The sequence below is a fragment of the Haloferax sp. AB510 genome (assembly GCF_024136985.1).
GTDB lineage: Archaea > Halobacteriota > Halobacteria > Halobacteriales > Haloferacaceae > Haloferax.
Map to the genome: position 1 here is coordinate 1 of NZ_JAMYJY010000075.1, position 18275 is coordinate 18275.

Consider the following 18275-nt stretch of genomic DNA (forward strand, 5'->3'; position numbering starts at 1 on the left):
CCGTCGTCGGCGCGTCGAACGTCGCGTCCGGGGTCGGCGGGGAACTACCACAGCCGGCGAGGCCACCCGCGAGCGCGGCTCCGCCCGCGGCCAGCACCTCTCGTCTGGAGAGCATACGCCCGCCGTCTCGGCGCGGGATAAAAACCTTCGTGGCTCCCCGCTCGGAGACCCGCCGGCCGCGGCCGGTCGCGCCGCCGTCGAAACCAACAGGAGTATTATCAGCCGGACCACACGTCCTCGCTGATGCCCTCCTATTCGCGACGCGACGCGCTGAAGGCGATTCCGGCGCTCGCCGCCGGGCTCGCCGGCTGTGCGACCCTCACGGGCCACGACGATTCGCTCCCGATGCCGACCGCGTGGACGGCGGGCGTGCGAACTCCGACCCGCGCCTTGCGCCCGCCGTCCGGCCCCCTGCTCGTCGGAACCGGGAGCCCGTTTCACGCTGACCCGATGGTGTCCGCGCTCGACCCCGAGACCGGCGAGGAGGGATGGGCGGTGACCGGCCGGAAGGGCTATCGGTCGCCGCTCGGTGTCGACGACCAGTACGCGTACCTGTTCTCGAAGACAGGGCGGGCCACGGCGGTCGATTACGAGGCGGGCGAGCGAGCGTGGAACACCGGGTTGGCGGGCGTCGACAGAGCCGACCCGGGCGTCGTTCAGTACCCGCCCGTCGTCGCCGACGACACCGTCGTCTTCCCCATCTCGGGCACGGAAAACGACGTGGTGGACCGACTGCTCGGGCTGTCCCGCGAGGAGGGCGACCGACGCTTCCGCGCCGAGCTTCCGGCCTCGCTCGCCGGTGCGCCCGCCGCCGCACCTGTCGGCGACGGTTCCGATGCCGGCGTCGTCGCGCCTGTCCTCGACGGAACGCTCCGTCGGTTCGCCACCGATGGCTCCGAATCGTGGCGCGTCGACGTGGGTCCGTCGCCGTCGTCGGTGACGGTCACCGGTGACGCCGTCTTCGTCGGGAGCGCGACCGAGGAACTGCTGGCGCTCGACGCGGCGACCGGCGAGGTTCGGTGGCGTGGGTCACTCCAAAACACCGTGTTCGCCCGGCCGCTCGTCTCCGACGGCCGCGTGTATGTCGGCGGCGCGGACTACTTCCTGTACGCCTTCGACGCCGAGTCGGGAACCCGGCTGTGGCGGCGCGAACTGGCCGGCCCCGTGACCTGCGGGCCGACCCGTGTCGGCGACCGACTGGTGACCGTCGTGGGGTCGGATATCCTCGTCCGGGGGCACAGCGGGACCGTCCCGTTCGACCCGACCGCGCTGTACGTCCACGCGACCGACGGCACTCTCCTCGGCGACTACCGGTTCGAGGGCTACCAAGACGGCGGCACGGTGAACTGGGCCGTCACAGCGGGCGACGGCGTCTACCTCGGACAGGAGTGGCAACTCGCCCGCCTCGACTCGGAGGTGCTCGATGCCGAGTGAGCGCTCGGGGCGGACGGAGTCGGACGGAACCCGGGACCGAAACGTCTCCCGCCGCGAGGTGCTCGGCGGCCTTGCGGCCGTCGGCTCGCTCGCCATCGCCGGCTGTAGCGCGATTCCGGATCTCGGCGGGAGACGGCCGGTCTGGCGACGCGACATCGACGGGGCGTTCATGGCCGGTCCGCCCGCCGTCACCGATGACCTCGTCCTCACCGGGATGCAGGACAAGGCGCTGTACGGCCTGCGGCGCGAGGACGGGTCGACCGCACTCCGGTTCGAGACGGGCGGCCCGATAGAGACGCGCCCCGTCGCCCCGCCGTCCGGCGGCCCGTACCACGTCCACAGCACCGACGGCGACCTCTACGCCGTCGATTCCTCGGGCGACGAACTGTGGCGGGACGAGGGCACGGCCCACCGAGCGCGGCTCGTCCGCACCGAGTCGCTCGTCGCCGAACTCGACTTCGCTCCCCCGGAGAACACGCTCACGGGCTACGACCCGCAGACCGGCGACCGACGCTTCGAACTGGCCGTCTCGTCGTATCTCCTCGACGGCCTCACCGACGACTCGGTCGTGGTTCGCGTGCCGGTGAGCGAGACCGAATCGCGCGTCGTCTCGCTCTCGCCGTCGGATGGGAGCGTCCGGTGGCGGACCGAACCTGAGCGGTGGCTCCCAAACGTGGCCGCGGACTCCCGACTCGTCGTCGCCGTGTGGGACGGGACGTTGGTGGCTTACGAACCCTCGGACGGAAACGTTCGGTGGCGAACCCCCATCGGCGACGCCGGGCGCACGATGGTCCTCGGGTCGCAGGTGTACCTCACTCGCAACCGGGCGGACGGGCACGCGGAACTGCTCGCGTTTGACCGCGAGACGGGAGAGAAACTATGGGCGAACCTCGCGGGCTATATGATTCGGACGGTCGAGACCACGAACGACGCGGTGTTCGTCGGGAGCCGCGTCGACGACCCCGACGGCGGGATTCTCGGCCGAGTCGACTGCTTCGGCCGCGACGGCACGCGGCGGTGGCACACCGTGACCGGACTCCCGTCGCTCGACTCGCTCGCCGTCACGGATTCTCGTGTCGTCCCCGCTTGGGACCGGGGCTTCGAGGTTTTGGCCCGAGAGACTGGCGAGACGCGGTGGGCGTACGAACCCGAATCGCACAGCCGGCTTTCGCTCCGCGTCGAGTCGGCGTCGGTGTTCGCCTCGTACGTCGGCGACGGCGCAGTCGCGCGGTTCCCGCTGGACTGAGTCCCGCTCGGCGTTGGCGGCGCGCGGCGCACCCACCAACTTATACAGAATCAAGGAGAATACCTGCGCCTTTAGGCGCAGGATGAATCCGACAATACCCTACACCAACCACCGTTCGATGGTAAGCCGGATATCCCACGTCAACCGCCACTATTAACAAAACGGCATTCATAACCAGTTATGAAGACAGAAAATGAGTCGAACCATCCGAACCTTCGAGGCCACGATCACGAACCAGCAACAGGTTCGTGACTACCTCAACCAACTCGGATGGGCCGCCTCAAAACTCTGGAACGTCGGTCGCTACTACGCACAAGAACAGTGGGACGAAACGGGCGAGATTCCCGATGACGGGGAACTCAAAGCCGAACTCAAAAGCCACGAACGCTACACGGACTTGCATTCTCAATCCAGTCAGCGCGTTCTCGAAGAACTCGCTGAAGCGTTCAACGGCTGGTTCGGCAAGCGTCAGAACGGCGACGACCGTGCTCGACCGCCCGGCTACCGCAAAAACGGAGACTCCCACCCACGTTCAACCGTGTCGTTCAAAGCGGCTGGCTTCAAACACGATGCACAGTTCACCCGTGTTCGCCTCTCGAAAGGCCGCAACCTCAAAGAACACCGCTCAGACTTCATACTGTGCGAGTACCAGACTCGCCCAGATGTTGACCTAACCGAGTGGGATATTCAACAGGTTCGCGCCGTCTACAAACGCGACGAGTGGCGACTTCAGTTCGTCTGTCGCACCACTATCGACCCGGAACCATCGGGTGACGAGGTGGCTGGTGTTGACCTTGGGATTTGCAACTTTGCCGCCGTCTCGTTCGGTGGCGAGTCGGTGTTGTACCCCGGTGGCGCACTCAAAGAGGACGAATACTACTTCACGAAAAAGAAGGCCAAGTGCGACGATTCCTCGTCCCGTGAGGCGACTTGTCTTGACCGGAAGCGGACTGGTCGCCGGACACACTTCTTACACTCCCTCTCGAAAGCAATCGTGGAACAGTGTGTCGAACGAGATGTCGGGATGCTTGTCGTTGGTGACCTCGGCGGCATTCGAGAGGATGACGAGACGGGCGACTCTCGGAATTGGGGCGACCACGGCAACCTCGACTTACACGGGTGGGCGTTCGACCGCTTCACAACGCTTCTCGACTACAAGGCGGAAGCGGAAGGCATCGACGTGGAGTTGGTGTCGGAACGCGATACGTTGAAGTCATGTTCAGTGTGTGGTCACACAGACAAGAATCAGCGCGTTGAACGTGGACTGTACGTGTGTGAGGAGTGCGAGACGGTGGCGAACGCGGACGTGAATGGTGCGGAGAATATTCGACAAAAGGTACTCCCGAGTCTCGCCACGGATGGCGGTGATAGGGATAACGGCTGGTTGGCACAGCCAGCGGTTCACCTGTTCGACCGTAGTGAGGGTGTTTTCGCCCCACGAGAACAGGTTGCTCACCGCGAACCGTAATATCCCAACTCAGCGGTGCGGTGCCGTGGGATTCCCGCGTCTTCAGGCGCGGGAGGATGTCAATGCTGTACCGAAGGGATACTGCGCCAACGAGGAGCACGAACCGATGGACGACACACGCCACGCACCCCCGCTGGAGCGCCTCGTCGAATCAGTCGAAGACAGCACCTACGAGGCGGTGAGCGGGGCGCTCGGGGAGCTTCGAACGGCGTCGGCCGAGGACCGGAAACAGGCGCTCCGAGCGCTTCGACGTCTCGCCGACGACCGCCCGACTGCGTTCGAGTCGTTCCTCCCCGACGTCACGCCGTTTCTCACCGACGACGACCGCGCCGTCCGATTGCTGACTGCGAAGGCGCTCGTCACGGTCGCGGCGGCCGCCCCCGACGCGGTCGCTCCCGCCATTCCGTCGCTCGCCGAGCGACTCGCCGACGAGGACGAGTTCTACTACGTCCGCGCCCGGTCGGCCGAGGCGCTGGGCTACGTCGCGCTCGAACACCCCGACGCGGTCGCTTCGCCGGCAGTGCTCGCGGACCTCCGCGTCGGCCTCTCGTTCGACGAACCCGAGGTGAAACAGAAGTTGGCGAAGGCGCTCGAATGCGTCGCGCTCGGCGACCCCAGCCGGCTTCGCCACCGCGTCTCGGCGCTCGCTGAACACCTCGACGACGGTGACGAACTGGTTCGCTATCACCTCTGTACGGCGGTGGTGGTCGTCGGCTGCGGCGCGCCGGGTTCGATCGCCGAGGCTCGGACGGCGCTCTCGGCTCGACTCACCGACGAGAACGCCTTCGTCCGGGGGCGCGCCGCCGAGGCACTCGGACTGTTGGCCCGCGGGAGCGGCGAGGCGGTTCGGGTACCGGACTCGGTGCTCGACGCGGAATCCGACGAGGCGGCTGCGTTCGTCGCCGAACGGGTCCGGTTTCTCCGGGCTGCGTCGGCGGGAGGCTCCACGGAGTCACCGGCCGAAGGCGTTGGGTCGCTGGCCGGCGTCCGAGACACGACCGACGACGCGGTCACGGAGATTACGTCGTCAGACGCCGACGGGGAGTGTCCCCACTGCGGCGTCGACCTCCCCGAGGGCGCGCCGCCGATGTGTCCGAGTTGCGGCGCTCCGTACTGAAGGTCGAGAGAGCGGTACTTCCCGTGTTCTCCGAGAGCCACCGCGTCTCGTCGTCGACGGCGGTGAGCGTCGTCGGGTGCTATTTTGCTCGTCCACGAAGGGGTCTCACGCTTCAGGCTGGAGCTTTGTCGCGGGTTACTCCGCCGTCTGACTCCGTGACCGGTACTTATTCGACTTGCCCCGAAACACCCCTGTATGCGTAACAGCTCGCTTGGCCGACGGCGCGATTTCCAGGACCTGTTCGACCAGCTTGACGGGGTCGCGCTTTGGACGGTGTCCACCCCTGGCGAGTTTGACTATATCAGCGCCGGCTTCGAAGACATCTGGGGGATTCCACCCGATGACGTCGTGGATGACATCACGCGGTTGCTCGACGCCATCCATCCCGAGGACCGCGACCGGGTGCGACAGCACATCGAGGCCTCGGCCCAAGGGGCCCACGACGAGGCGTACGAGGGTCGCGTCGTCCGACCCGATGGGTCGGTTCGCTGGGTACTGACGCGGCAGGTGCTCCTCCGCGATGACGACGGCGACGTCTCGGAGGTCGTCGGTATCTGTACGGACATCACGGAGCAGAAACGCCGGGAGCGAGAACTCGAACTGCTGAACCGAATCGTCCGCCACGACATCCGCAACGATATGGGAGTCGTACTCGGGTGGGCCGAGACACTCGAAGACCACGTCGATGCCAGCGGGAGCGAGTACCTCCAGAAAATTCTCGACAGCGGTGAGCACGTCGTCGGACTCACCGAGGTCGCGCGCGACTACGTTGAGACGGTCGTATCGGACGATAGTCTCACCATCGCGTCGGTCCCGCTTCGCTCGATCCTCGAAACCGAGCTATCGCTTCGCGAGGAGTCTTTCCCGGAGGCGACGTTCGTAGTCGAGGGGACGATACCCGACGTCGAGGTCGCCGGGAATAGCATGCTCAGTTCGGTGTTTCGGAACCTCCTGAACAACGCGGTCCAACACAACGACACGGACGCACCTCACGTCGAGGTCTCGTGTACGGTCCGAGCGGACGACGTCGAGATTCGAATCGCCGACAACGGGCCGGGAATCCCCGACGACAAGAAAGACATCGTGTTCGGAAAAGGTGAGCGAGGTCTCGAGAGCCCCGGCACGGGCATTGGACTCTACCTCGTCGACACCTTGGTCACGCAGTACGGTGGCGAGGTATGGGTCGAAGACAACGAACCGACCGGGAGCGTCTTCGTCGTTGAACTTCCGCGCACCGACTGACTCGACTGCGGTTTCTGCGGTACAGTACGACATCGCCCTTGAGGTGGGGGCGCTGCGCGACGTCGCCGTGAGGGCAGAAGCACTCGGAGACGGGTTGGAGATTCACTCACCGCCGAGGCGCGCCGGTGGGACGACACCCGGCCGGTCGAGTCGGAAGCGGTCGCCGACTTCGACCTCCTCGATTACGTGCGGGTACTCGAACGTCGTCGCCGCCTTCGAGAGCGCGCCGGGGTCGGCGTGAATCGACCGCCAGCGCCGCCAGTGCTCGGGAATCAGGCGGTCGATACCGAGCGCGTTCGCAGCCTCGACCATCTCGTCCGCGTCGTTGTAGAGTTTGCGCGTGATGACCTCGCCGTCTTCGACGACGCGGGCGTCAGTGCCGTAGGAGAGCATCCCGAGGTCGATGTCGAACTCCGAACCAATCTCGTGGAACGCCTCGCAGGGACGGTTGTCGCCGCCGTGGAAGATGGTGCCCGTCTCGTGCTCGATAACGTACGTCACCGTGCCGTCCGCGTCCGGGTCGTACCCGCCTCTGACGTGGACCGTGAGGTCGCCGACCCCGTAACTGTCACCGGGTTCGACGACGGTCCGCTTCGCCTCGCCGATTGCGCTCACGTCGAAGTTCTCGAAGCACTCGACGGGCGCGTGGACAGCGCCGCCGTGGTCGAGAAGCGGTCCGAACGAGGGCGGCCAGAAGTGGTCGCGGTGGTCGTGGGTGCAGAAGACCGCGTCGCAGGCGTCCGCCCACTGCGGCTCCATCGGCACCGGCGACATCCGCGCGACGTACTCGCGGTCCCGCTCGGTACTGAAGTACGGGTCGATGTAGATGGCAGTCTCCGGCGTCCGTATCGCCCAGCCGGCGACGCCGAGATACCACAGCGAGACCCCCTCCTCGACATCGACACCGTTGAGTTCCTCTCGCGCCCACCATTCGCCCCAATCGCTCGTAATCGTCATCGGACGCTCCGCGCCGCGCTGTCGGATTCGCCGTGATAGTACATGTGACAGCGGTCCGCACGGGTCCTGTAAAAACTTCCGACGCGGGGTTCAGTCGTCGCCAGCAGCGAACGTGACTCCCGTAATCTCGAATCGTGCCCCGCCGGTATCTGATTCGGTGACGCTGACGCTCCACCCGTGGGCCTCGGCGACCTGCTTGACGATAGCGAGCCCGAATCCGGTGCCCGTACGTGAGGTTGTGTGGCCGGCCTCGAAGATGGTGTCGCGGCGCTCGACCGGGATGCCGACACCGTCGTCTTCCACGTAGAACTCGCCCGGGAATTCACCGACCGTCACCGCCACGCCCTCTCCACCGTGTTCGATGCTGTTCCTGATGAGGTTCTCGACGAGCTGTTGGAGCCGGCTTCGGTCGGCGATGACCGTCGCCGTCAACTCTGTCTGGAGTTCAGCGCCGGCCGTTTCGATGGTCCTCCAGCAGTTGGAGACGAGCGGATCCAAGGACACCGGTTCCAGTTCACCGACGTTGTCACCCCTTCGGGCGAGTGTGAGCAGATCCTCGATGAGGTCGTCGATGCGGTCTAACGCCCGCGCGGCGGTCGCAAGACGGTCGCTTTCGTGGTCTTGGCGGGCCAGTTCCACGTTCCCTGCGGCCACGTTTAGCGGGTTCCGGAGGTCGTGGCTGACGACGCTCGCAAACTCGCTCAGCCGCTCGTTTTGGTGCTGGAGCTGTTGCTCTCGCTCGCGTTGCTCGGTCGTGTCGCGATACATCCAGAGGTGGCCGGTCCCCTCGGGGAGTTCGATCGGTTCGTAGCTTCGGTTGAGCGTCCGACCGTTCGTCAGGGCGACTGTCTCGTTGTGGGCTGACTCCGTCCCGGCGATCAGTTCGTCGACGCGCTCGACGAAGTCCTCCGAGTCAACCACGAGTTCACTGGCCATCTGTGCCAGTTCCTGACAGTCAGCGCCGATGAGTTCCGTCGACGGTTCCGAGATACCGAACAGTTCGAGCAGTCGCTCGTTAATCGCGAGGACGGTCCGATCGCTGTTTTCGGCGAGGACGCCGACCGGGAGCGACCGGATGAGCGTCGAGAGCAGGGCGTTGGTCCGTTCGAGTTCGTCCTCACGGTGGGTTCGCTCGGTCACGTCTTGGAACAGCGAGATGATGCCGACGACTTCGCCGTTGTCGTCGGTGATGACTCGGTTGTGCCATTCACAGCGGATGTGTTCGCCGTCCTTCCGGACGTTCTCGTCGATGCTGTGGTAGCCGCCCTCCGCGACTGCAAGCTGGTCCGTGACGTCGTCGACGTTGTCGTAACTGTCGTCTGCGACGATGAGCTCCCAGCTGTGGCCGCGGAGTTCCGATTCGGTATAGCCCAGAATCTCCTCACCGCGCTCGTTGAGTCCGACGATTTGGAAGTCGCTGTCGTACTCGAGGACGCCGAGCGGCGACTGTTCGATGAACAGCGAAAGGCGTTGTTCGCTCGTCTCGAGCGCGCGCTGTGAGCGGTACTGCTCGACCGCGTTTTCGATACGGTTAGCGAGCACGGTGTACTGGCTTGTCCCGTGTTCTTTCTGGAGGTAGTCGGTGACGCCCGCGGAGATTGCGTCGCTCGCGACCTCCTCGCTTCCTTTGCCAGTAAAGAGGATGAAGGGGAGGTCCGGCGCGTTCTCGCGGAGGGCTTCGAGGAAGTCTAACCCGTCGCGCTCGGGCATGTCGTAGTCAGACACGACGCAGTCGAACTCCGCGTCTGCCACGCGGTCGAGCCCCTCGGTGACCGAGGCGGCCGTCTCGACCCGGAACCGGTTGTGTTCCCGTTCGAGGAACGTCGCCGTCAGTTCGGTGAAGTCCTCGTCGTCGTCGACGTACAGGACGACCACCTCGTCCACTAACTCGCTCATATCTATTCCGCCTGAATGTTCGCTAAGTAGATACTTAAGGGTGGGCGCGGCCGGAGGAGACACGACTCATCTCAATGCCACGTGAATAGTTGTAATTGTATGCCATGTTGCGGACGCCGACCCGACTATCAACGAGTCCCGAGTTCGAACTCAGGGCGATATTTCTGTCCCACCGGTACGAGCGTTGATAGCCGTTTACACGCGTGCTGAATACAGCACACAAATGGTCTCTGACACAGTTTCACGACAATAGGCTCTGCTCGCCTAAGACAGACCACGAGTGTACAAACACGCGCTATTCAACAATCTCGAACGGAGCAGCGAGTGCGATGCCTGCATCGTGTTCGGAGAAACCCCAGTAGATGAACCGGTACGTGGCTGGTCCATGCGTTGTACACCGCTGGTACGGGCCTGAAAATTCGTTGGCGCGGAGTCTCATCTCCCACTGGAGCTCTTCACCAGGCGCTAGAATCCGGTGGGACGACGACCACTCGTGTTCTTCGGCTACACCGATGGAATTCCGCCACTTACCGTCCGGTCCTAACTGCTGAATCATGTACCTAGATTTCCCGAATGTGGTGAGTGAGTCAGCGGACTCGTTTGTGAGTCTCGCTATCAGTGTTCCACCAAGAGAAACCGATTGCGGGACCGTCAACGACGCATACCTCAGATAGTTCACTATTGACCGCTTTGTGAACGCGTCTCCGACATCACGATACCCCGGAGCACAGCGTTGATCCTCGTTTCCTGTAACAACGCCAAGGCACCCAGCGAGGGCAACTGTTCCGACTGCACTACTGCGTGAAAGTAGCTGACGACGTGAGAGTGGAGGGCTCATAGCAGAATCATCCGAACTCATAATCATATATTTTTGCCACTACGCTTGCAGATGATGCTCGCGGGCGACTGTTTGAACTCCTTCCGCGTCCCGACATCGTAGGTTGCCTGCCACTCCTCGATCTCGCTGGTGAGTCGAAACCAACTCGTTCTGCAACTCCTCGTGCGTGTTCTCCTCGATGAGCGTGCAGACCTCCTCGAAGCGGTGTCAGGAATACGTGGTTGACAGCGTGTCGTCTCCTGGCCTCGAACACCGTGGAAACTGTCCACCGTCGCAGGTGTCACGGGCAAGATTATTTTTCAGCACCGAATACCGAGACGTATGGACCAAGCGGACAACGAATTCGTCTTCGACCCGGTCTTCGAAGGCGAGGGAATGCCGGTTACCGACGTGATAGGGTTGACCCGCCGCAAGTGGACTCGGACGATTATCGAGCGGTTGCTCGTCGAGGACGGACTCCGGTATAACGAACTCAACGAACGCATCGATGGTATCTCGGACAAAGTGCTCTCGGAGTCGCTTGAGGCGCTCGAGGAACATCACCTCGTTCGGCGTACTGTCATCGATGACCGACCCGTGAAGGTGGAATACTCGCTGACCGAGGCCGGAACCGCGTTAGAGCAGGTGATCGAAGCTGTCGACGAGTGGACAGACAGCTACCTCGATTATCTCGGTCAACTCGAAACATCGTAGTTCCTGTTATCTCACTACTTCAGTAGCGGGTAGCACCTCTGTTTCCGTCGAACCCCTCACGTTGTCTTCGAAGACGCCCGGCAGGACTCACCTCGCAGTAACTCCCTTTCGAGAGACACTGTAACTGAGTTCGATACCCCTTCCTAACTTATCAGTTAGATTATACTTATTGCTGTTCCTCGCCGTTGTTCAGACGAGGAATTAATTGATGGAGATAATCCACGGCTTCGACTCGGAGTTCATTCCCAGTATTACCACACCACGGTTCGTCACGGACTACGCGGGCGATCCGAACGACGAGGTTCTCGTCGTCGAGACGGACGAGAGTGCACGAGCGTATCCAATCCCGATTCTCGACCTCCACCATATGGTCAACGACACGGTCGATGGTACGCCGGTTCTCGTAGCGTGGTGTCCGCTCTGTGGGAGTGGTGTCGTATACGAGCGGACGATCGAGAAACAGGAGCTCACGTTCGAGTTCGCCGGGAAACTCGCTGACAACAACTTCGTCATGCGCGATATCGAGACGGGGACGGAGTGGAAGCAGTCGACCGGGGAGGGGCTCAGCGGTAACCTCGAAGGGGTGACGCTGCCGCTTCAGTCGGCACGCATGACGACGTGGAACTCGTTCCAAGACGCGTATCCAGCCGGCGTCGTGCTGGCCCCGCCCGAAGAGCCGACACCGTATCTGTTCTACCGGTTCGAGAAGACCGCCACTCGTTTGATTTCGAACCCTGCAGGACGGGAGTTCCTTGACGGCGTCTCCAAGTTCGTCCGTGCTGCCAACCTCGCTCGAGACCCCCAACACGGCTCCAGCGACGTCAGCATTCGTCCATTTTTCCGTCTGATGCAGGCGGGTGTCGAACTGTCGGATTGGGTGCTCGGACGGTCCGAGAGGAGTGTTCAGTACGATGGCGAACCGATGGCGCTCTACGAGAGCGGTCGTGTGTTCGGCTTTCCTCCCGTCCATGGTGGGACCCGAGAATGGGACAACCAGGGGCTCGATGGGCTCCGGGCAAAAACGCGGGTCCTTGGCGTTTCGACCGACGGTGCCGCGCTCGGCTTCCCGAGGCCACATGTCGAGGCCGCTGACGGCGTCGTCCGGGCGACCGTGGGGGAGACCGATGTCGTCGTGTTTGCGACCGACGACGAACTCGTTGCGTATGACGCGCCGGGGTTCAGCTTCGAAGCAACCGACGACCCCGACCGCTTCGTGGGAGACGGGGCCAAGTGGGACGTCGCAACCGGGGAGAGTACGGACGGGCGGACTCTCAGTCGGCTCCCTGCCCGCTGGACCTTCGCGTTCTCGTGGCAGAGCGACCACGAAACCGCACGATTCTACAGAGAAAACAAGGCGAGTGCCTCGGGGCTTGACCCCGAGGGTGAAGCCGACACTTAGACGTGTTCTGTCCGCTCGATGTACCGCTCAATCATTCCCGTTGAGACTGTTCCTGCCGTTCCAATGTAGTACGACCGTTCCCAGAATCCACCACCCCACAAATACTCCTCTAAGAACGACTCGTGCTGTTCCCACATCTCCCGCGCCGTGATGCTCTTGACAGTCCGTGCAATCTCGCTCGGCGCGTGTTTCGGGTGGGCGGAGAGGAACAAATGTACGTGGTCGGGAGAGATGTGGAGTATTCGAGAGACTTTGTCTCTCGTGATCACGAAAATCGAAGATTTTCGGACGACGACAGTATCTCGTAATCATACTCGTCACACACGTCGCGGAAACTCGCTTCCAACGAATCCTCGATGGGTTCGAGAATCGCGTGACGGTACTAAGCTGAGCGAAGCTCAGCGATGTCCGCAAGACGGAGGTCTTGCGAGACTTCGGACACCACACGAAGTGGTAGTTGACGTTGTAAGCCGTGTGATTCGACCGCTTCTCACACATATCGAATCCACTCCACCAACACAGTTAAGTATATCCAATGTATATACACAAATATGGCGAATCGCTTTGAAATCGACGGCGAGGAAGTTCTCGACGGCGAGGTCAAACCGTTCGGGAATAGTGCCCACGTCACCGTCCCTAAACGCTGGCGTGGGGCCGACGTGAAAGTCGTCCGAACCTCTGAACCCACCGAGCAAGACGAAGAATGACCGGCTCACAGGCTCTCGTCAAGACTCTGGACTTCCAACTCAACATCCAGAGTGACAACGAGAGCCTGTTGTACGACGCCACGCTCGAAGCCCGCTCGGTGTACAACGAAACCATCCGTCTCGCCAAAGAAGGCGTAGACTGGAATACGATTCCCGACCGGGTGGCCGACGACGCTAACCTCGTGAAGAACACGACTCAGCGCGTCGTTGCGAAGGCACTCGGGGCGATGGAGAACTACTACGAGTACGACGACTTAGGACTCCCGAGTCATACCAAGGAGGGTGCGTACCCGCTTCGTGCGAACTACGAGGAGGGGTACAACCTGTCGCTCACCGACGATGGCGACGTGGCGTTCCGTATCAGCGCGAAACCGTACAAGCACGTCAAGGGCGTCCTCAAAGGGAGTGACGCTCACCTCGGTATTCTCAAGACTGCACTCGAAAGCGACGAGTGGAAAATTGGAACGGCAGAAGCCCTGTTCTACAACGATAATCCCGAGTTGCACGTCAACGTCACCAACACCGAGCAGACCGTTCGAGACAAGCAGGACTCGCGGACGGTCGTCGGTGTGGACGTGAACGAGGGCAACGTGGCCCTCACCGCACTCTCAGAGGATGGCGTCGAAGACACGTTGGTCATCGACTTCCCCGAAATCAAGTTCGAGCGTCATCGCTACTTCACGATGCGGAAGCGCGTGCAGAAGGCGGGGAAGGACAACATCCACGACACGCTCGAAGGGCGCGAAGAACGGTTTGTCCGCGACCGGCTCCACAAAGTGTCTCGGCACATAGTAGAGTGGAGCCAGCAGTTCGAGAAGCCGTGCATCGTCTTTGAAGACCTCAAAGAGATGCGCGACAGTATCAACTACGGCACTCGGATGAACCGACGCTTGCACCATCTCCCGTTCCGTGCCCTACAGTTCTATACATCGTACAAGGCGTCGTTCTAGGGCATCCCGACCGCGTGGATTGACCCCGCGTACACGAGCCAACGGTGTCCGATGTGTGGACATACAGAACGTGCGAACCGTCACAAAAAGCGGTTCAAGTGCAAGTCCTGTGAGTATCAAGACCACAGCGACCGTGGTGCAAGCGTCAATATCGCCGTAAAAGGTGTGAAGAAACTCGATTGGAATGTGCCTGCTCTCAATAGCCTTCCCGTTGTTCGGAAGGTGCGACGTTCACAAGAGCGCAGCTCTTGTGCAGCCCGCAAAGTCACAAGGTGACTTTGAGACGGCAGGCATCGGGGGCTGTGGACGCCCCGACCGTGACCCACCCGACCGTTCGAGGCTATCAGGCCGATGGTCGGATGGGAGTGTCCGACTAAACCACGGGAAGCCTCGGGGCTTGACCCCGAGGCGGTTCACGGCTGTTGACATCCTCTCGCGACTGAAGACGTCCCCCGAACGCTCTGCGTTCTGACATCCCGAAACCCACCGGATTCCGACGAGTCCGCAGGGCCGATGGGCTGACGAGATGTGAACGAGACGCAACGCGTCTCGTCAGCTCGGGAAGCCCGAACGTTGGGGTAGTACGGTTCGAAATGCTCCCGTTCGCTCCGTGCGAAACGCCTCGGAGGTGAGTAATCGCGTTTCCGATTCGGGTATCCCCCCGAAGTTACGTATTTCCTGAAAGAATTAGCTGCCGTGCCCTCCCATACGCGCCGCCAACTCCTCACAGCCCTCGGTTCGACAGGTGTTGCGCTTGCTGGCTGTCTCTCGCCGTCTCGCTCCTCGGGTGATCTCGGAGACGTCGACGGGACGTGGCCGATGATCGGTCGAAACCCCGGTCATACTCAACGGGTGACATCGGGTCCGAGGGACCCGAAGACGGTCTGGCAAACCGACCTCAGTCAGGCACGTGCCACTGGAACACCGGCAGTCGACGCCGGACGACTATACGTCCCCGTCGATGCGATTTCCGATACGGCACGCCGTCGATACCGGCTTCATTCGTTGAGCGCAGCGACAGGCGAGGAACGGTGGCAGGTGCCACTCCGCTCGGAGCCGAATGGGCCACCCGCAGTAGCTGGTGACCACATCGTCGTGACGGCTAAACGGGGACTCGAACAGGGTCGTGTCGTCGCATTTCGGAAGCGGTACGGCGAGGAGGACTGGCTCGTCGACATCGACGCCCGCCTCACGGCGGCACCCACGATTGATGGTGGAACGGTTTACGTCCCCGATTGGAGCGGCCGGGTCCACGCACTATCGGTATGGGACGGGTCCGTGCAGTGGTCACAACAGGTAGACGCAGCGGCAGGTGGACGAACATTCACCGAACCAGTCGCCGTTCTCGGCGACACGCTCTATCTCGGTTCGCAGTCAGGGTCTACCGGCGTGGTCGCGTTGGACGCCACAACTGGTGACACAGAATGGGAAGCATCTACGCGGGCCGTGACTGGTGGACCAGTGGCGCATTCGAAGGGAGTCGTTGTGCAGAGTCACCAACTCGTAACTGCGTTCGACACGGATGGTACACGTCAGTGGTCGTTCAATGTCCGCAGTCCAAGGGCACGGCCCCTCGCGGTCGATGGTCAGCACGTTTACGTGTCCGCTGGGAACGCGGTCTACGCGGTCGACTGGAACGGGGAGAAGTCTTGGACACACGAATCAGACGGAGAACCGGTTGGAGCGCCGACTGTAGCCGGCGATACTGTTCTCTTCCGAAGCGAAGGACAACTCACCGCGCTCTCTCGAGCAACCGGGGAAGAGCGATGGACCACGACTCCAGGTGGCGTCGGTCGTGCCATCGTGACTCCAGCGGCGATCTTCGTGCCCGAATCGGACGGAGCCGTGGTTGCACTTGGGGAGACGTAGGAGGACAGCCCAGCAGACCAGGCTACTCAGCGCGGAAGAACGATACTGATTGAGATTCACCGGTGGCCGAAACTCGCGTCCGTTCCAAACGACGTTCGACGCTGTCTCGTCCGAATCCTTCATCACTCCGTTCCAATCGAATAATAAGGTTTAATATTTGATGGTGGCCTAGTTGTTACATGGTCGTCGTTAGCGTCTCGATGCCGGAAGAACTACTTGAGCGAATCGACCAGTTTTCGGACGACCACGGATATACTGGCCGGAGCGAAGTGCTCCGAGAGGCGAGTCGGAACCTCCTCGGTGAGTTCGAGGACAAGAAACTCGAAGACCGCGAACTGATGGGCGTCGTTACCGTCGTCTTCGATTACGAGACGACGAGCGTCGAAGAGAAGATGATGCGACTTCGCCACGAGTACGAGGACATCGTTGCGTCGAACTTCCACAGTCATGTCGGCGGGCACCACTGTATGGAATTGTTCGTTCTCGAGGGATCGCTCGAAGACATCTCGACGTTCGTCGGGAAGATCAGAGCGACGAAAGACACGCTTACGATCGATTATTCGGTACTTCCGGTCGACGACTTCGGTCCGCTCGCGGATATGAGCTAAATTCACTTTTCACGTTCGGATATCCCGGACTGGCATCTCCGTCCGCTGTAGGCGGAGAAATAGCGACTATAGTCGGCTATCGTGGTTTGCAGTCCGATTGGTGTCTGAGAGTGGAGCCGACTCCAATCTCAGCCCTTCGAGTTTCTCGTGCCGGTGAGGCCCGAGATGAACGGTCAAACGGCCGTACACACCGGACGAGTCTCTCATACTGACTTACTTCTTCGACTCACCGTTCTCGCACTACGGACACCAGCGACTTCTTCAACGTTGACTCGACCATCAGCCACAAATATTAATCTCTATTTTATAATTCAGGGTTATTATTATAACCATTTACAAAGTTAACAACAACGATGGCCGAACTCACGCAACGAAGATTGGTCCAGAAAGCGGGTGTAAGTACGGTTGCTGCGACGGGGATCGTTGGCTGTCTCGGTCAAAGTTGCGGGTCACTGGACTCTGTGACCGTCGCGTACGTCCCAATTTACCCGAACATGCAACACTACGTGATGGAACGAGAGGGCTACTACGAGGAGGCTCCAGCGGAGGTCTCAATAGAGCGGTTCAGCTCTGGCCCCAGCGTCGTCAAGGCCTTCGCCGGCGGGGACGTCGACGTCGCGCTTTTCGGGTGCTGTTCGCGAACCAGCGGGTGATTGACGACGGCGAGGTCGCCCAGTCGCTGGTCGAACAGCACACGGCGGCGACCGAGTTCACGGCAAATTCGCCTGATGTGGCCGCTACTCACGTCGCGTCGGTGATCGGGTCCGGCGTGAGCGAGCAACTGGCCACGGAAGCACTGGACTCCCGGGCGTCTGCGTTCATCTCGGCCCCCACGCAATCACCGAGCAAACCGCAGCGATGGGTGAGTTCGTCGCGAACGTCGGCAACATCGAGGCACTGGTCGCGACCGAGGACCTGTTCGCGTTCAGCCCCTACGACGCCATCCAGTAATGAGCCTTCAGACCGACTCCAACTCCAACGCGACGGTCACGCCCCGCTTCGAGGCAGACTCGAAGAGATCTCTGCGTGGACTCGGTGGGCTGACCGCGTTCCTCATCGTCTGGTGGATCGGCGCGATGATGACCCAGCCGTCATATCTGGTTCCGGGACCGGTCGCGTCGGTGCGCGCGTTCGTGGATCTGTTCGCAACCTCGACTGCGATTGTCGTCCCCGTTTTGGGGTCGGAGATGGTGCCTTGTTCCCGTGGCGAACCGTCTGCGGGAACATCCGATTCGGTCAAGATGCTGCTCGCGTCGCAGTAGCGGATATTGACGAAGGGACGGCCCATACCCTCGTCAATGACCTCGTCGATGACGGCGAGAGTCGTCGGGTCGTTTCAGTCGCCTGCGTCGGCTGTCGTTTCGTTCTCTAACTCGGCTGAAACGGGGGACAAGCCGTGGGCGAGTGCGTCGCCTGACGCCGTCTCGAAGAGGTGGACGTTCTCTCGGTCTATCACGACTTCGACGTCCGTGTCTTCTTGAATCGTTGAGTCGGGGTCAACGCTCATCAGCAGTTGGTCATCGGTTCTCGACTGGTCCATCGATGTGCGGCGTTCGCCCAACAGCATGTACGCGAATATCTCGTCACCCATTGGTTCGAGAATATCGACACGCGTGGAGATGAGCGAAGAGGGATCTTCCACTTCGACGCGCGTTCCGCCGGGATAGATATCTTCGGGACGAATCCCGACAGTCACCTCGTCGCCCACGTCAACAGCCTTGACAGACGCCGGATCGAACGCGAGCGAGAAGTTCGCCGTCGAAAGCGAGTCCTCTGTGACCGTCGCCTCGGCGAAGTTCATCGAGGGCGAGCCGATGAAGCCCGCGACGAACAGGTTCGCCGGCTCGTTGT

At 61.8% G+C, this 18275-nt stretch carries 15 protein-coding genes and 3 pseudogenes; 13 read left to right on the forward strand and 5 right to left on the reverse strand.

The features are described from left to right. Positions 1-243: 243 nt before the first annotated feature. From NKF06_RS14025 to NKF06_RS14045, 5 genes are all read left to right on the forward strand, one after another. Positions 244-1434, forward strand: a complete 1191-nt coding sequence (locus tag NKF06_RS14025) for a PQQ-binding-like beta-propeller repeat protein (RefSeq protein ID WP_253245753.1) — start codon at positions 244-246, stop codon at positions 1432-1434. Continuing rightward, a complete protein-coding gene (locus NKF06_RS14030) occupies positions 1424-2680 on the forward strand; it encodes a PQQ-binding-like beta-propeller repeat protein (RefSeq protein WP_253245754.1) in 1257 nt (418 codons plus the stop codon). The genes NKF06_RS14025 and NKF06_RS14030 overlap by 11 nt, the downstream gene beginning before the upstream one ends. Before the next feature lie 193 nt (positions 2681-2873). Then, on the forward strand, positions 2874-4148 hold the full coding sequence (locus NKF06_RS14035) for a transposase (protein WP_253245755.1): 1275 nt from the start codon (positions 2874-2876) through the stop codon (positions 4146-4148). A 106-nt stretch (positions 4149-4254) separates the two neighbouring features. Further along, entirely contained in the window at positions 4255-5265 is a 1011-nt protein-coding gene (locus tag NKF06_RS14040) for a HEAT repeat domain-containing protein (protein WP_253245756.1), read from the forward strand. Between the two features lie 195 nt (positions 5266-5460). Beyond that, the gene (locus tag NKF06_RS14045) at positions 5461-6507 is read left to right on the forward strand and encodes a PAS domain-containing sensor histidine kinase (protein ID WP_253245757.1); all 1047 of its coding nucleotides are present in this window, start codon (positions 5461-5463) and stop codon (positions 6505-6507) included. A gap of 102 nt (positions 6508-6609) precedes the next feature. Here NKF06_RS14045 and NKF06_RS14050 read toward each other — a convergent pair whose 3' ends face one another. The 3 genes from NKF06_RS14050 to NKF06_RS14060 all read right to left on the reverse strand — a co-directional run bounded on the left by NKF06_RS14050 (position 6610) and on the right by NKF06_RS14060 (position 10198). Next, a complete protein-coding gene (locus NKF06_RS14050) occupies positions 6610-7464 on the reverse strand; it encodes an MBL fold metallo-hydrolase (protein ID WP_253245758.1) in 855 nt (284 codons plus the stop codon). Positions 7465-7554: 90 nt separating this feature from the next. Then, positions 7555-9360, reverse strand: coding sequence for a PAS domain S-box protein (locus NKF06_RS14055; protein WP_253245759.1), 1806 nt, complete (start codon positions 9358-9360; stop codon positions 7555-7557). Positions 9361-9655: 295 nt separating this feature from the next. Further along, entirely contained in the window at positions 9656-10198 is a 543-nt protein-coding gene (locus NKF06_RS14060) for a hypothetical protein (protein ID WP_253245760.1), read from the reverse strand. Positions 10199-10519: 321 nt separating this feature from the next. Here NKF06_RS14060 and NKF06_RS14065 point away from each other — a divergent pair, with 321 nt between their 5' ends. After that, positions 10520-10891 (forward strand): helix-turn-helix domain-containing protein, encoded by a 372-nt coding sequence (locus NKF06_RS14065; RefSeq protein WP_253245761.1) that lies wholly within the window; start codon positions 10520-10522, stop codon positions 10889-10891. Between the two features lie 208 nt (positions 10892-11099). After that, complete coding sequence (locus tag NKF06_RS14070) at positions 11100-12290, forward strand: DUF3179 domain-containing (seleno)protein (RefSeq protein WP_253245762.1); 1191 nt, start codon at positions 11100-11102, stop codon at positions 12288-12290. On the opposite strand, the pseudogene tnpA reads toward NKF06_RS14070, so the two are convergent. Continuing rightward, a pseudogene (gene tnpA / locus NKF06_RS14075) lies at positions 12287-12788 on the reverse strand (IS200/IS605 family transposase). The gene NKF06_RS14070 and the pseudogene tnpA sit on opposite strands and share 4 nt — an antisense overlap. Before the next feature lie 53 nt (positions 12789-12841). On the opposite strand from tnpA, the gene NKF06_RS14080 reads away from it, so the two are divergent. The 6 genes and pseudogenes from NKF06_RS14080 to NKF06_RS14105 all read left to right on the forward strand — a co-directional run bounded on the left by NKF06_RS14080 (position 12842) and on the right by NKF06_RS14105 (position 17686). After that, a complete protein-coding gene (locus tag NKF06_RS14080) occupies positions 12842-12997 on the forward strand; it encodes a DUF2080 family transposase-associated protein (RefSeq protein WP_007540613.1) in 156 nt (51 codons plus the stop codon). Further along, a pseudogene (locus NKF06_RS14085) lies at positions 12994-14324 on the forward strand (transposase). Before NKF06_RS14080 ends, NKF06_RS14085 begins: the two are co-directional and overlap by 4 nt. Positions 14325-14766: 442 nt before the next feature. After that, on the forward strand, positions 14767-15816 hold the full coding sequence (locus NKF06_RS14090) for a PQQ-binding-like beta-propeller repeat protein (RefSeq protein ID WP_253245763.1): 1050 nt from the start codon (positions 14767-14769) through the stop codon (positions 15814-15816). Positions 15817-15995: 179 nt separating this feature from the next. Continuing rightward, a complete protein-coding gene (locus NKF06_RS14095) occupies positions 15996-16424 on the forward strand; it encodes a CopG family ribbon-helix-helix protein (RefSeq protein ID WP_253245764.1) in 429 nt (142 codons plus the stop codon). Between the two features lie 353 nt (positions 16425-16777). After that, entirely contained in the window at positions 16778-17077 is a 300-nt protein-coding gene (locus tag NKF06_RS14100) for an ABC transporter substrate-binding protein (RefSeq protein ID WP_253245765.1), read from the forward strand. Between the two features lie 297 nt (positions 17078-17374). After that, positions 17375-17686 (forward strand): hypothetical protein, encoded by a 312-nt coding sequence (locus NKF06_RS14105; RefSeq protein ID WP_253245766.1) that lies wholly within the window; start codon positions 17375-17377, stop codon positions 17684-17686. Between the two features lie 74 nt (positions 17687-17760). On the opposite strand, the pseudogene NKF06_RS14110 reads toward NKF06_RS14105, so the two are convergent. Beyond that, positions 17761-18275: pseudogene (locus NKF06_RS14110) on the reverse strand (ABC transporter ATP-binding protein); the annotation flags it as partial.